Origin of the sequence: Chryseobacterium taiwanense, assembly GCF_000813825.1 — a bacterium.
GTDB lineage: Bacteria > Bacteroidota > Bacteroidia > Flavobacteriales > Weeksellaceae > Chryseobacterium > Chryseobacterium taiwanense.
Genome location: NZ_JWTA01000018.1, coordinates 1 through 15,696 on the forward strand (window position 1 = coordinate 1; position 15,696 = coordinate 15,696).

The 15,696-nt window shown below is 32.5% G+C and carries 13 protein-coding genes; 6 read left to right on the forward strand and 7 right to left on the reverse strand.

All coding sequences use genetic code 11. The features are described 5' to 3' along the window. From RM51_RS16695 to RM51_RS16710, 4 genes are all read left to right on the forward strand, one after another. On the forward strand, positions 1-535 hold a 535-nt coding region (locus RM51_RS16695), incomplete at its 5' end, for a pyridoxal-phosphate dependent enzyme (RefSeq protein WP_039368867.1). Positions 536-616: 81 nt separating this feature from the next. Further along, on the forward strand, positions 617-1,888 hold the full coding sequence (locus tag RM51_RS16700; protein ID WP_185095019.1) for an aminotransferase class I/II-fold pyridoxal phosphate-dependent enzyme: 1,272 nt from the start codon (positions 617-619) through the stop codon (positions 1,886-1,888). An 89-nt stretch (positions 1,889-1,977) separates the two neighbouring features. Beyond that, positions 1,978-2,862, forward strand: coding sequence for a DMT family transporter (locus RM51_RS16705; RefSeq protein WP_039372276.1), 885 nt, complete (start codon positions 1,978-1,980; stop codon positions 2,860-2,862). Between the two features lie 70 nt (positions 2,863-2,932). Then, entirely contained in the window at positions 2,933-5,128 is a 2,196-nt protein-coding gene (locus RM51_RS16710) for a B12-binding domain-containing radical SAM protein (RefSeq protein WP_039372278.1), read from the forward strand. Positions 5,129-5,382: 254 nt separating this feature from the next. On the opposite strand, the gene RM51_RS16715 is transcribed toward RM51_RS16710, so the two are convergent. From RM51_RS16715 to atpD, 3 genes are all read right to left on the reverse strand, one after another. Continuing rightward, positions 5,383-6,204 carry a hypothetical protein gene (locus RM51_RS16715; RefSeq protein WP_039372281.1) on the reverse strand — a complete coding sequence of 274 codons (822 nt, stop codon included), beginning with the start codon at positions 6,202-6,204 and terminating at the stop codon, positions 5,383-5,385. An 80-nt stretch (positions 6,205-6,284) separates the two neighbouring features. Further along, positions 6,285-6,566: a FoF1 ATP synthase subunit delta/epsilon gene (locus RM51_RS16720; protein ID WP_039372283.1), complete on the reverse strand. Its 282-nt coding sequence runs from the start codon at positions 6,564-6,566 to the stop codon at positions 6,285-6,287. A gap of 96 nt (positions 6,567-6,662) precedes the next feature. Next, complete coding sequence (gene atpD, locus RM51_RS16725; RefSeq protein WP_039372285.1) at positions 6,663-8,171, reverse strand: F0F1 ATP synthase subunit beta; 1,509 nt, start codon at positions 8,169-8,171, stop codon at positions 6,663-6,665. A 300-nt stretch (positions 8,172-8,471) separates the two neighbouring features. Here atpD and RM51_RS16730 point away from each other — a divergent pair, with 300 nt between their 5' ends. Then, positions 8,472-9,392, forward strand: a complete 921-nt coding sequence (locus RM51_RS16730; protein ID WP_039372286.1) for a bifunctional riboflavin kinase/FAD synthetase — start codon at positions 8,472-8,474, stop codon at positions 9,390-9,392. Positions 9,393-9,437: 45 nt separating this feature from the next. Here RM51_RS16730 and RM51_RS16735 read toward each other — a convergent pair whose 3' ends face one another. Beyond that, positions 9,438-13,187, reverse strand: coding sequence for a DUF3857 domain-containing protein (locus RM51_RS16735; protein ID WP_084111192.1), 3,750 nt, complete (start codon positions 13,185-13,187; stop codon positions 9,438-9,440). Between the two features lie 18 nt (positions 13,188-13,205). After that, a complete protein-coding gene (locus tag RM51_RS16740) occupies positions 13,206-13,559 on the reverse strand; it encodes an MmcQ/YjbR family DNA-binding protein (protein WP_039372291.1) in 354 nt (117 codons plus the stop codon). Between the two features lie 93 nt (positions 13,560-13,652). On the opposite strand from RM51_RS16740, the gene RM51_RS16745 reads away from it, so the two are divergent. Continuing rightward, the gene (locus RM51_RS16745) at positions 13,653-14,309 is read left to right on the forward strand and encodes an NAD(P)H-binding protein (RefSeq protein ID WP_039372294.1); all 657 of its coding nucleotides are present in this window, start codon (positions 13,653-13,655) and stop codon (positions 14,307-14,309) included. Between the two features lie 109 nt (positions 14,310-14,418). On the opposite strand, the gene RM51_RS16750 is transcribed toward RM51_RS16745, so the two are convergent. Together RM51_RS16750 and RM51_RS16755 are read right to left on the reverse strand one after the other, a co-directional pair. After that, positions 14,419-14,997 (reverse strand): glutathione peroxidase, encoded by a 579-nt coding sequence (locus tag RM51_RS16750; RefSeq protein ID WP_039372297.1) that lies wholly within the window; start codon positions 14,995-14,997, stop codon positions 14,419-14,421. 15 nt (positions 14,998-15,012) lie between these two features. After that, positions 15,013-15,675, reverse strand: a complete 663-nt coding sequence (locus RM51_RS16755) for a hypothetical protein (RefSeq protein WP_039372299.1) — start codon at positions 15,673-15,675, stop codon at positions 15,013-15,015. Between the last annotated feature and the right edge of the window lie 21 nt (positions 15,676-15,696).

Below are 15,696 nucleotides of genomic sequence, written 5' to 3' on the forward strand. Positions count from 1 at the left end.
ACAGACAGAAGGTAAGATCACGCACCTTTTTGCCTGCACTGGAACAGGTGGAACCTTATCCGGATCAGCTAAATTTTTAAAAGAAAAAAATCCTGATATCAAGGTGATCGGTGTAGATGCCGATGGTTCTATTCTTAAAAGCTATCACGAGACAGGTGAGATTCATAAAGAAGATGTCCATCCTTATCAGATTGAGGGAATGGGAAAAAATTTAATTCCTTCTGCCCTGCTTTTTGATAAAATTGATGAGTTTGTGAGAGTGAATGACGAAATGTCTGCTTACAGAACCCGAGAGATTGCTTTAAAAGAAGCGATTATGGGTGGATATACAACCGGAGCGGTTACTCAGGCATTGATGCAATATGCACAATCTCATGAATTTGCTGAAAACGATATCGTTGTTTTAATCTATCCGGATCATGGGTCGAGATACATTACCAAAGTGTACAGTGACAAATGGATGGCTGAACAGGGATTTGTCAACAACTGTGTTCATAATTATGATGAAGTTTTCAAGACAGAATTCATTAAATAAGAAGAAATAAATTCATTATACAAATCAAGCCTTTTTTGTAAAATCACAAAAGGCTTTTTTACTTAAATTACTAATAAAATGTTGGATATTTTTGAAAGAATAAAAGAAAATCCAGGACCTCTTGGACAATTTGCAGACTACGGAGAAGGTTATTTCATTTTTCCTAGATTAGAAGGTCCTATCGGTCCTAGAATGCAGTTCCAGGGAAGAGAAGTAATTTTCTGGAGTGCAAATGACTACCTAGGAATGTGTAATCACCCGGAAGTTTTAGAAGCTGATGCAAAAGCTGCCGCAGAATTCGGAATGTTCTATCCTATGGGAGCAAGAGCAATGTCTGGAGAAACTGAGCAACACTTACAGTTAGAAAGAGAATTGGCTGATTTCGTTCAGAAAGAATCTGCTTATCTTTTAAATTTCGGTTACCAAGGAATGGTTTCTGCCATTGATGCTTTGGTAGGAAGAAATGACGTAATTGTTTATGACGTTGATTCTCATGCTTGTATCGTAGATGGAGTAAGACTTCACGCAGGTAAAAGATTTACTTACAAGCACAACAATATTGAAAGCTTAGAAAAGAACCTTCAAAGAGCAACAAAAGTAGCTCAGGAAACCGGAGGTGGAATTCTTGTTATTACTGAAGGGGTTTTCGGAATGAGAGGACAACAAGGTAAACTTAAAGAAATCTGTGAACTAAAATCAAAATACCAATTCAGACTTTTAGTAGATGATGCTCATGGTTTCGGAACATTGGGTAAAACAGGAGCTGGAGCTGGTGAAGAACAAGGTTGCCAAGATCAGATTGATGTTTATTTCTCAACTTTTGCTAAATCTATGGCTGGTTTCGGAGCTTTCCTTGCTGGAGACAAAGAAATCATCAGATACCTGAAGTTTAATTTAAGATCTCAAATTTTTGCAAAATCTTTAACGATGCCTATGGTAATCGGAGGATTAAAAAGATTAGAGCTTTTAAGAACAAGACCAGAGATCAAAGCAAAACTTTGGGAGAATGTAAATAAATTACAAAACGGACTTAAAGAAAGAGGATTCAACATTGGAGATACCAATACGTGTGTAACTCCGGTAATGATGCAAGGAACTCCAGTAGAAGCAACTCTATTGGTAAAAGACTTGAGAGAGAAATACGGAATCTTCACATCTGTAGTCGTTTACCCTGTAATACCTAAAGGAATGATTCTACTAAGATTAATTCCTACAGCATCTCATACCGATGCGGAAATCAATGAAACTCTTGCAGCGTTTGAAGCAATTCATGATAAGTTAACAAGTGGTTACTATAAAGAGCAAGAGCAAAAATTATTAGAAGAACAAGGTTTAAGTTTCAAACCGATTTAATAATAAAAATTAAAAAAACCACTGAAATTTTCTCAGTGGTTTTTTATAAATAATATTCTATAAAACTGAATTTATACAATAAATAATTAATGAAGCTGAGAGGTTATGTTTTGGGGATTATATCTGCAATTTCTTACGGATTGCTTCCTATTTTTATTTTACCCATCAAGCATGCTCACTTTCCTTTAGACGTTACTTTATTCTATAGATTTCTGTTTTCAGCTTTAATGATTGGAGGCTATTTATTGTATTCCAAAGAAAGCTTTCTGATCAGCAAAAAAGAGTTATTCATATTTACAGCTCTTGGAATTTGCTATGCACTTTCCTCAGAATTTTTGTTTTTAGGATATGATTATCTTACCCCAGGAATTGCATCAACCGTTTTGTTTATCTATCCGGTTATTGTAGCATTGATCATGTTTTTCTTTTATAAAGAGAAATTGACAAAGCTTTCCATAGGGTCATTACTATTAGCTTTTGCGGGAGTTATTGTACTTTGTTTAAAAGGGAATAGTATGGAAATCAATTATGCTGGTTTAGGAATTGTGATGCTAAGTTCCATATTCTATGCATTATATATTGTCATCGTAAATAAATCCAACATACAGGCTTCAGGATTTAAACTTTCATTTTATTCCATGTTGTTGACTTCCGGATTTTTTATGGTGAAAGCAATTCTTGGAAACGAATCATTTATCATTCCGTCAGTAAATACATTCTTCAATTTTTTAATTTTTGCTTTCCTTACCACAGTTATTTCAAGTTTGTGTCTGGTCTATGCAATTAAAGATATTGGCTCCACTCCGGCAGCAATTTTAGGAGCTTTAGAACCGGTAGTTGCTGTACTGATTAGTGTTTCAATGTTTCATGAAAAGTTTACTTTCAATCTATTCTTAGGAATCACTTTAATTTTAATTGGGGTTATTTTGAATGTCATTTCGGACAATAAAAAATCAATTGAAATTGAAAAATAAAAGAATATTATTCAAATTACACCAATCATAAAAATTCAATTATTTAAAATAAATTTGTAAAAATTTTCTCTTGAAAGATCTGCTTCTCATCACTCCGCCTTTTACCCAGCTTAATACTCCTTATCCTGCGACGGCTTATATTAAAGGTTTTTTAAACACCAAAAATATTTCAAGCTATCAGATTGATTTGGGGATTGAAGTGATTTTAAATTTATTTTCAAAAGACGGAATTCAGAAAATTTTTGATAAAGAAATTGATATTGAGACTGTTTCAGAAAATTCACAAAGAATTTTTGCCTTAAGAAATGAATACTCAAAAACCATCGATCAGGTCATTTCTTTTCTACAAGGTAAGACTCCAACATTGGCAAGACAGATTTGTTCTATGAACTTTCTTCCTGAAGCTTCCCGATTTAATCAGCTTGATGATATGGAATTTGCTTTTGGAAATATGGGACTTCAAGATAAAGCCAAATATTTGGCTACTTTATATTTAGAAGATTTATCCGATTATATTGTTGAGAATGTGGATTCAGATTTTGGTTTTAGCAGATATGCCGAAAGATTGGGAAAAAGTGCAAATTCTTTTGATGAATTATATTCAAAACTATCAGATAATCATACTTTTATTGATAATTTTACTCTAAAAATTCTTCAGGAAAAATTAGAATTAACTCAACCTAAATTAGTTTGTTTTTCTATTCCTTTCCCAGGAAATTTGTATTCAGCTTTTCGATGCGCCAAGTTTATCAAAGAAAATTATCCGAATACAAAAGTTGCAATGGGTGGAGGTTTTCCCAATACCGAATTGCGAGAAGTAAAGGATAAAAGGGTTTTTGAATTTTTTGATTTTATCACTTTAGATGATGGTGAAGTTCCTCTTGAGTTACTTTACGAAAATATTTCTCATCCTGAGCAAAGTGAAGAATCTCAATACAAAAGAACTTTTTTAATTGAAAATCAAGAAGTTACTTATAAAAATAATTCAAAAAAACACGATTATAAACAATCAGAAATCGGAACTCCTGATTATACTGATTTACAATTAGATAAATATATTTCCGTTATAGAAATCGCTAATCCGATGCACAGTTTATGGAGCGACGGAAGATGGAATAAACTGACCATGGCTCATGGCTGCTATTGGGGAAAATGTACTTTCTGTGATATTTCTTTAGATTACATAAAAATTTACGAACCTATTTCTGCAAAAATTTTGGTTGACAGAATGGAAGAGCTGATCCAAACGACTGGTGAAACCGGATTCCATTTTGTAGATGAAGCAGCTCCCCCCGCTTTGATGAGAGAAGTTGCTTTAGAAATTTTACGAAGAAATCTGGTGGTAACATGGTGGACCAATATTCGTTTCGAAAAAAGTTTCACCCGCGACCTATGTTTTTTATTAAAACTTTCAGGGTGTGTTGCTGTTTCTGGAGGACTTGAAGTGGCGAGTGACAGATTATTGAAATTAATTGATAAAGGAATATCTGTAGAACAAGTTGCTCAGGTCACAAGAAATTTTACCGAAGCTGGAATTATGATTCATGCTTATCTGATGTATGGCTACCCGACTCAGACCATTCAGGAAACTGTTGACTCTTTGGAAATGGTTCGCCAGTTATTTGAAATGGGAATTTTACAAAGTGGATTTTGGCATCAGTTTGCCATGACCGCTCATTCACCGGTCGGATTAAATCCTGAAGAATTTGGAGTGACACCAATCAAACAGGAAATTTTGTTTGCCAACAACGATATTGATTTCACAGACAAAACTGGAATCGATCATGGGAAGTTTAGTTTCGGTCTGAAAAAATCTTTGTTCAATTATATGCACGGAATTAATTTCGAACTTCCTCTTCAGGAATGGTTTGATTTTAAAATTCCAAAAACAACAGTTCATCCGGATCACATTCACGATTGCTTATTAGAAAATAATGAATTCAAATTTAGAGGAAACTCAAAAGTTGTTTTTTTAACAAAAAACGTAATCGCTGAGAATCGTATAAAAACTAAAAAGAAATATATTTACCCGTACACAAGACTTACATTCCATTTAAAAACAAATATTGTCGCTGTTGATTTGGAACAGGAACAAGCAGAATGGTTGGTAAAAACTATTGGAGAAAACCCGATAGAAATATCAAAAGGTATTACACTTCAACAACTTAAGGTAAATTTTGAAGAAAATCTTGAAGATTTTGAATTATTCTGGTTTTCAAAACCAATACAGCAATTGAAAGAAAATGGAGTGATTTTGAATTTGTAGGTTTTCTCTTATTTAAATTCTATATGGAAAAAATAATTGTCAATTTTGTCATTCCGTAGGAATCTCAACACGGTTTATTTAAAATTATAATTTAGATTCCTACGGAATGACAAAATTTGTGAAAATTTAATTAAAATAAAAAACCTCCTGAAAAATAATTTTTCAAGAGGTTTTTATTTTATAAGTTTTGGCTTAAAGCCACTTGAATTTATTTCTTTCTGTAAACGGACTAAAGTCCGTTTCTATTGATGATTTTATTTTTCAACACCATCTTTTTTAACTTCCCCTACAATTACTTTATCTTGAACTTTAATAAAATTCGGATCTAAGATTGCCATTCGTTCAGCAATTGCTTTATAAGTTGGAAATTTTAAAATCGAAGCTCGGCCAGACATTTCTTTATAAAGAGTAAAAAATTTTCCTCCGGCTGTTTTGATTTGTTTGGTAGTCGTAATATATCTTCCGATATACTTACTATTGGCGTCATATATTTCAATATCGACAAAAGTTTTTTCAGATATTGTATCTTCTGAACCGAAACTAACAGGCAAATTAGTAAAGTAACCTACTGGTTTTCCATTACTTAAAATTTCACCAACACTATTTACCGTAATATTTAACCGATCAATTTTGCTTCTTGTCGTATAAGCATCTTTAGTTTTGGTATCAAGCTTTCTTTTGGGAGTATTATTGAAAAGTTCATCAAGGTTTTTAACATTAATTCCCTTATTATCAATAAGTTTCAATCCTTTAATGGAAGTATAAACTGCCGATCTTTCTTCACCGGAAAATGCAGACGGAGAAATATAATCAAGCTCAATCGTTTTATCTCGGTTATAAACCCGATTTACTTTTATATAACTATCTCTTACAGAATCCACTACACTTTTATCTACAAATTCTATAGTATAAATAGGGGTCTCTTTAAGGTCCAAAAAAGTATATTGATTGGATTTATTTGAAATTTTAGCGACATGAACTCCATCAAGACTTACGATTCCTCTTTTTGTTTTAATTTCCTGAGCATTAAAGCATAATCCCAGAATTGTAAATAAAATGATTAAACTTTTCTTCATAAAATCAGATTTTTACATGAAATAAAAAAAGTGTAACCAAAGTTACACTTTCTTGAAAATATATTTAGCTTTTCATTTAATTATTCACAAAGGATGATTCCTTTATCATGATTAAATTCTACAACACCGCTTTTGATTGGGTAAGAAAAAACTGAATCTTTGTCGTTTTCTTTAGTAAAGTTTTTAGCATATGCTTCATCGATAGAGTTCGCATACAATTTTACTTTACCACCAATTAAAGAAGAAACAATTCCTGCGTGGTTTTTCATGATGTGAAACTCACCATTTTTTCCAGGCAACAATACAGAGTTTACTTCTCCTTCAAAAACTACGTATTCTGGTGTTAAAATTTTTATATTCATTTTAATTTAGATTAAAAGATTAAAAGATTGAAGATTAAAAGATTTTTGACAAATAATGTCTCTTATCTCAGGTCTAAAAATCTTGTGTCTAATTTATTAAGCGTTGTCTGCCAACATTTTTTGTCCAGCTTCGATTGCTTCCTCGATAGTTCCTTTCAAGTTGAAAGCAGCTTCTGGTAAGTGATCTAATTCACCATCCATAATCATGTTGAATCCTTTGATAGTATCTTTGATATCTACCAATGATCCTGGAATACCTGTAAACTGTTCAGCTACGTGGAAAGGCTGAGATAAGAATCTCTGAACTTTTCTTGCACGGTAAACAACTGCTTTGTCTTCTTCAGAAAGTTCTTCCATACCAAGGATCGCGATGATATCTTGAAGCGCTTTGTATCTTTGAAGAATTTCTTTTACTCTTTGAGCACAGTTATAGTGATCGTGACCGATAACTTCCGGAGCCAAGATTCTTGAAGTAGAAGCCAATGGATCTACCGCTGGGTAAATACCTAATGAAGCAATCTTTCTGTCAAGTACCGTAGTTGCATCCAAGTGAGCAAACGTAGTTGCAGGAGCCGGGTCAGTTAAGTCATCCGCAGGTACGTAAACCGCCTGTACTGAAGTAATTGAACCATTTTTAGTTGAAGTAATTCTTTCCTGCATCGCACCCATTTCAGAAGCTAGCGTCGGTTGGTAACCTACCGCAGATGGCATACGACCAAGAAGTGCAGATACCTCAGAACCAGCCTGTGTAAAACGGAAAATGTTGTCTACGAAGAAAAGTACATCTCTACCTTGTCCGCTTTCTCCACCGTCTCTGTAATACTCAGCTAATGTAAGACCAGAAAGTGCTACTCTTGCTCTTGCACCAGGTGGCTCGTTCATCTGTCCGAAAACGAATGCAGCTTTTGAATCTTTCATAGCTTCTAAATCTACTTTAGAAAGATCCCAACCTCCGTTTTCCATAGAGTGCATGAAATCATCACCGTATTTAATAATACCTGATTCTAACATCTCTCTCAAAAGGTCATTTCCTTCTCTCGTTCTTTCACCTACTCCGGCAAAAACTGAAAGACCTCCGTGTCCTTTTGCAATATTGTTAATCAACTCCTGAATCAATACCGTTTTACCTACACCTGCACCACCGAACAAACCAATTTTACCTCCTTTTGCGTAAGGCTCAACTAAGTCGATTACTTTAATACCTGTGAATAAAACTTCTGCAGAAGTTGAAAGTTGATCAAATTTTGGAGCTGGTCTGTGAATTGGTAGACCACCTTCATTAGAAATATTTTGAAGTCCGTCGATAGCATCACCAACAACGTTGAATAGTCTTCCGTTTACAGCCTCTCCGATTGGCATCATAATAGGATTTCCGAATCCGATTACGTCTTGCCCTCTTTTAAGACCGTCAGTAGCGTCCATTGCGATACATCTTACTGTATCTTCGCCAATATGTTGTTCTACCTCTAAAACTACTTTTTCACCGTTTTCTTTTGTAATTTCTAACGCGTCGTAGATCGCTGGAACTGCTTCCACATCACTGAAGACAACGTCGATTACCGGACCAATAATTTGAGAAATTTTACCTTTAATTTGGTTTGCCATTGCTAAATTTTTTCTTGGTGCAAATATAATGATTCTTCATAAACTCACAATTGGTAAAAAAGAGATTTTTATCATGCTTTTGAGAGAATTTAAAATTTGGATTTTAATATTTAATTTTTTGCAAACCTTTTATGAATACTACAAATTACAAAGATTTTAGGAGATGAGAAAATTTACAGCATAATTATAAACCAAATTTACTTAATAGATATCATAAAAATCATAACTTGAAAATAACTCTTACGATATTATAATAGATAATTTTAAAGGCTTTATATTTGCAGTCAAATTTTTCCCGTTTTGAAAGCTTTCAAAAATTTCACAGATTATACTTCTCAAAAACCTTTGGCATTATCTTTAGGGATGTTTGACGGGGTACATCTTGGACATAAAAGTATTATTGATGAATTAATAAAAATCGGTTCTGAGAACAATCTTGAGACCGCCATTCTTACTTTTTGGCCACATCCGAGATTTGTTTTTAATCCTAATGAAGATTTAAAACTTCTGAATACATTGGAAGAAAAGAAATTTTTGATGGAAAAATATTCTATTGAAAATTTATTTTTAAAAGAATTCGATGACGAATTTAGAAATCTAACGGGAGAAGAATTTGTCCGTCAGATTTTAATTGATAAGTTAAATGTAAAATATCTCATTATCGGTTACGATCATTCTTTTGGAAAAAATAAAAGCGGAAACTTTGAATTGCTCCAAAAACTGTCAAAAGAACTTGACTTTGAAGTAGAGCAAATGGAAGCCATCAATATTCACGAAAACAATATCAGTTCTACGAAAGTCAGAAATGCACTTTTAGCAGGAAACATCAAAGAAGCCAATGAAATGCTGGGTTACTCCTACTCTGTTTCAGGAACAGTTGTTCACGGAAAAAAGATTGGAAGAACCATTGGTTATCCGACTGCCAACATCGAAACGGAATCTATTAAACTTTTACCAAAAAAAGGTGCTTATATTGTTGAAGTTTTCGTAAAAGGTCAACAATACAAAGGAATGTTGAGTGTTGGAACCAATCCGACAGTCAATGGAGAAAAACTAACGGTTGAAGTTTATATCCTTGATTTTGACGGCGATATTTATGATGAAAAAATTACTGTAAAATTCAGAGATTTTCTTCACGACGAAATCAAATTCGAAGGACTGGAGAAATTGATTGAAAGACTGGATGAAGACAAAAGATTGACGGAAGAGTTTCAATTTTAAAATAAAAAAATGCTTACGGATTCGTAAGCATTTTTCTTTTTGGTTTTATTTATATCCCAGAATCTGGTTTTCTGTATTAATAACATCTTCCACAAATTTTTTAAACTCAGGATATTGTTCTTTTTTAATATTATTCCATGGAGTATCTGCTTTTCTGGTAATCTTTAATCTGTTATTCTTTTCCAAATTGTAATTGATCGAATACTTAAAATCATTATAAGCCAATACTTTATTCTCTGGAATTTCAATAAACTTCATTCCTTCCGGAATATTCAGATATACTTCTTCAAAATAGTCGTTTTGTTTTTCATATTTCGTGTACTGAATATCTGTAGTTCTGTTCTCTGTCGCTACCACTTCTTTCGTAAAAGGCTTTGTCACAAAAGGAATTTTCATGATTTTCAGACTTCCTACAGACTGTGGCTTATCATTAATATTATATTCAACTTCAAATGCTAAAGGTTTTGAAGTAAGATCTTTCCCATCAATTAATTTTACAGATTTTACATTAATGACTTTATCCAAAATCTCGCCATATTCTTCCTCCATATTTTTTTTACGATAATCATCCGTCTGAGAGTCCTGAAAGAAGTCATTATAATAACTTTTCGATTGCCCCATTACAAATTGTTTCGTTGAAAAATTCTGAAGATCTCCATTAATGTTAACTTCGCTTATTGTTTTGAAAGTCATTTTCGTATTGTTATCAATCGGAATATCAATCAAATCCGTATTTCCTGCAGCTGCTTTATCAGTATTGATTACTAATCCTTTTGCTTTATAATTTCCTTTAACAACAGAATTAAATGGTAAATATTTATCTGTCATTTCCAAAAAGGTATCTTTCCCATCAAGATTTACTTTTACAATACAATGATTGAAACTTAAATTAGGTAAAATTAATCGTTGAACAGAATTATCATTAGTCTGAACCAAAACCAAATTCGATTTTAATCCTGCCTGATTTCCAAGGATCACAAAAAGTGTAGAAAGGTCTTTGCAATCTCCTAATTTTGTTACCAATGTCTTAGACGGCTTCTGTGGAATATATCCACTTTGACGGAAATCTACCGAGCTATACGTTACATTTTTCTCAATATAATTATAAATTTTTTCCGCTTTTTCAGTATCATTCATTCCTGAAGTTCCTGTTGGGAAGATTTCTTTGAATGCTTTATCAACTACTTTATCTGAAACCAGACTTTTTCTGGTTAAGTCCGCATACCAATTTGAAATCTCCTGCCATGTTTTAATAGAATTCGCTGTTACAGAAATGGTTGCATCATAATAGCTCGGTCCAAAATATTCATCAAGATCTACTTCCGGAAGATCAGTCAATTTCCATGTCTGGAATAATTTATTACCAACTTTTTTCTTCGTTGAAGCAACTTCTTTGTTATTACTTTTTACCTGATAATTCATTGATTCTGGTGTAATAACAGTAAAAATAGATTCAACAACAGGATATTCTGAGTTAAAATAAGAACTTAGATTAAAATCCTTATAAAATCTTCCCCCACTTCTCTCCAGACTTTCTTTTTGAATAACAACCACATCTCCCACCGCAAGATTCGTAAATACAATTTGATCTTGAGATTTTTCCCCGGGAATAATACTTCCGTTAGGCTTCATGATTTCAGATTTTATCACGTCATCATAATAATTAACGTAATATTCTTTCATTTCTTCAATGCCCTTTTCGGAAGTTATTTCATAAAGATAGGTACTTCTTTTTTTGAAACCTCCTTCCGGATAGACATTCACAATATATTCATCCAAAAGGGTTGTTACACCTTTTTTACCTTTTGGAGATTTACTTTTTCTATCGGAAGCTATTTTATATAAATCTTTTACCGCGACAGTACTTATTTCATCTTCTGTATTATCAAGATCTCGCACCAACTTGTGCATTGTTTCGTTTTCTGCATTATGAGAAAGAGATAATTTTGCAAATTTTACGGCTTCTGCCTTTTTATTTTGTTTAGCTAAAACTTCTGCCTTTGTTGCAAGCATAGTATATGAATACGGAAAATTCCCTAATGCATTTTCAATCTCCTGAATTAGCTCCGGATTTTGTATGTCTTCATCTATAAGATTAATATATTGGCTTCTAAAGGAGTTAATAATAGGATATAATTCGATAAACTTTTTGAGTAGTTTTTTCTGATCCTCTATTCTATTGGCATTTTCATAATAAGAATAAAGGGTATCCATCACATCTGGGCTATTTTTTTTAGCATAAAAATCTTCCAGTTTCTTGATGGTACCACTTTGGTCCTTCTTTTCCATATCTTCCAAAGCTGTGAAAATTGTAAATAACTTTTCATTATTTGCAAAATTCTTTTTAAGATTCACCAAATGCCCCTGAACTTTGTCCATTTCCCTATTTCTCATTGCAATGACCACATCAAAGAACTCTCCCATGGGTTTTCCTTTAGTCTTATTCAGAATATCCCTATACTTTTCAAGCTCTTTAATTGGCATATTTCCAAACTTATCACTATCCGTCATTTTAATGATCGAAATAAGATAATAATCTGAATCGTCCAGTTCTAGATTTTTAAAAATCTCAACAATTTTTTCTTTATCCTCAGTATTATCATAATATTTGGTTAAAAGCCCCTGAACTAAAGATGATTTTGGATATTTTTTTACAAATCCATCAATGATTTCCTTTGCCTGATCATTTTGAAAATTGTTTAAATATCCTGAAGCTAAAAGATATTTATAGAAAAAACTATCCGGATTTTGTTTGATTTTTTCTTGTAAAAAACTTTCAAATCGCAAAGACAATTCCTTGGGTTGCAATTGGGCAAGACTTGTTTTTTGATAACTTTGATGCGTCTCGAAATACTTCAGATCAGAAACTTTTTGATAATTAGTATCCATAGGAACCACCATGAATCCATTTTTCGTATTCTTTACATCGAATTTTAAAAGAAGTCGGTTCATCCCTTTAGGCAGGTTCACTTCTACAAGATGAGAGCCTAAATTTGTCTGCCCTTCATTGGTACTTGATAAGATTTCAGAATCATTCAAGAACATTCTAAATTCTGCATTGGTATCAACTTCAAATAAAAGTTTTCTTTCAGTAGGGTTTTCAATGAATGATTGAGCATACACAATTCCTCTTCCATATTCAGTTTCATTTAAGAAAAAATTGAATCCGTCATTTGCAGGAGATTTCCTATTGTACCAACCGATATTTCCAAAACTATTTGCATTGAAAAGCTTGTCACTCTTAGCATAAGTTTCAGGATCATACTCATTGTAAAGCCCACTTCCATTAAGACTTTCAAAGACTCCGGCATATTGCCACTTGTCAATTCTCTGGATCTTTGCTAAATTTTCCTCTGCTGATTTATAGTTATTTCTTAATCTGTCCAACAATGATTTATATTCCAACACCGTTGGCTCATTTCCAAATTCCGAAGATTGTGCCAAAAGATCAATCCTTGAATAGGAATAATCATCAAAAGAAGTCCCATCCTCTCCCAAAACAAATTTTTGGTGAAGCATCGGATATAAATAAATCGATTCAGGCTTTAGAGCAATAAAATTCCTCACAAATGATTCATCAAAAACCATTTCACCCAGTTCTGAATCAATTAAAGCATCTAAGAAAAGACTTTCTAAGTCTTTTGTTTTATTTTGTATTAAGTTTTTATCATAAAAATTTCTCGCTTCCTGTCTTTTATTCGTCAATAACAAATTCCATGTTTTTACCTGTTCTTTCGACTGTGCAAATGCACCGATTGACATAAAATACACGGCGGAGATTAATACTTTCCTCATGTTTATAATTTTGTTTTCTTAAAGGTTATTTATTGTGTTTTGAATTTTCTTGGTTAAAGAATTAAATACCAATTCATACGACTGGTCGATCATTTTTAAAATCAAATCTCTTTTCAGACCATCTACCATTACGGAATTCCAATGCGTTTTATTCATGTGAAATGCTCCTGCAATTTGTGGATATTGTTCACGGAGTTCAGCACTCCATTCCGGATCGGTTTTTACATTAATTCCTAAGGGTTGTTTTTCCAGAGCCATGAGTAAAAACATTTTTGTTCCTACTTTCATTACAAGGGTTTCATTATCAAAAGGAAAACTTTCTGTAACTCCTTTTTTGGCCAGGCAATAGTCTAAAATTTCATTCGCATCCATATTTTGTGTTTAGTTGTATAATTTTTATAATACTTTCCTTCAAATTTAGTAAATTTAAGAAAGAAACATCATCACTACAAAAAACATTATTTTATGAAAGCTTTGGTCATCGGCGCTACAGGTGCTACAGGAAAAGATTTGGTTAATCAATTACTCAATGATAAAGATTTTGAAGAAGTAGATGTTTTTGTAAGAAAACCAATTGATATTCAAAACAGTAAGCTCAATGTGCATATTGTTAATTTTGAAAAACCTGAGGAATGGAAAAATAATGTAAAAGGAGATGTTGCTTTTTCCTGTCTCGGAACAACTTTAAAAGCTGCGGGAAGTAAAGAGGCTCAAAGAAAAGTAGATTATGATTATCAATATGAGTTTGCGAAAGCTGCCAAAGAAAATAATGTAGAAGATTATATTTTAGTCTCAGCGTATGGAGCCAATCCGAAATCAAAGATTTTCTATTCTAAAATGAAAGGAGAACTGGAAGAAGCCGTAAAGCAACTCCATTTTACTAAAATTACCATCTTCAAACCCGGAATGTTGGAAAGAAAAGATTCGGACAGAGCCGGAGAAGTTTTGGGAAGCAGAATTATAAAATTCGCCAATAAATTAGGATTATTAGAAAGTCAAAAGCCTTTACCCACCAATATTTTAGCTAAGGCTATGATCAAATCTTCAAAAATAAAAAGCAATGGCTACTCTAGTATTAAACTGGGAAATATTTCTTGTTTTGCCGAGAAAAGTAATGAGTAATCTTGAATAAATTTACAACCTCTTATTCATAGAAAAATTTCAACCCCACTTAACTCTATGTTTATAAAGTTAAGTGGGGTTGAAAATAATTATTTATAACTGCTCTTTCTTATTTTAAATATTTCGTAATCGCTTCATCCGTAGGTTTTGTAGAGCTTACAAATGAATCAATTAATTTTCCGTTTTCGTCGATCAAGAATTTTGTGAAATTCCAAGCGATTGTTGAATTTTTTACTCCGTTTAATTCTTTTTCTGTTAAATATTTAAAGATTGGAGCTGTATCGTCACCTTTTACAGAAACTTTTGCTGCCATTGGGAAAGTTACTCCATAGTTTTTTTGACAGAAAGCTCCTATTTCATGATTTGTTCCCGGTTCCTGTCCTCCAAAATTATTTGCAGGAAAACCAACAACCACTACTTTATCTTTATATTCTTCATAAACCTTTTCCAGATCAGCGTATTGTGGAGTAAATCCACATTCTGAAGCTGTATTTACAATAAGGATTTTTTTCCCTTTAAAATCTGCAAAATTGATTTGTTTACCTTCTTCCAAGGCATCAACTTTAAAATCGTATATTGATTTTCCCATAAGTTCTTTGGTTTTTGCTTTAGACACTTCGCTTTTTTTCTGAGCGCAACTATTCAAAAATGCTACAAAAGAAAGTAGCAATATAAAGAGCTTTTTCATTTTTTATTAATTTATTTAAAATTTGAAAATATTGGCCGGAAATACTTTATTAATCTCTATTTTGTTCAATAACATCACGTAATCTCCATCTTTTTTAGCACTTGAAGATTCTATTCTGAAAGGCATAGCAAGATTTCCTGCTTTTCTGTAATCAGAATAATCTAATGTTTCATCTTTTTTAATTTCTCTCAGTAACATATAGGTTTTGCTGTCAAAATAATAAATGTTTTTGTTAACATTTTTAATGAGTTCGACTTTATAGCAATAGATATTTCCAAGTTTTTCTTTGCCTACATATTTTGCCTCAAACCCTTTATTTTCCCAATCTATGAAATCATTGTCAAAACTTTCAGGTTTATAATCTGCATATTCCTGAAGTTTATTAGTTGCATAATTCATCGCATATCCTTTTACTCCATCATAGCCTTCAATAGCAGTTTCTTTGTTATTAATCGTTAAAACCGTTTTGGTAAGATTAGGACGCTGCTGATAGATTTTAATCGGATATTCGTCTTTAATTCCTAAAATTACTTTTCCTTGAAGTAATACTGAATTCAATAGCTTCCAATTCGTTAATCCTCCTGACAATTCGATATTTTTATCTATAATTTCTTTTGCAGTCTGAGCAAAAGAGAAATTCGAACATGCCAAGACGAAAACTAAAAGTAACTTCTTCATTAATTTTATTTATAAATTCAA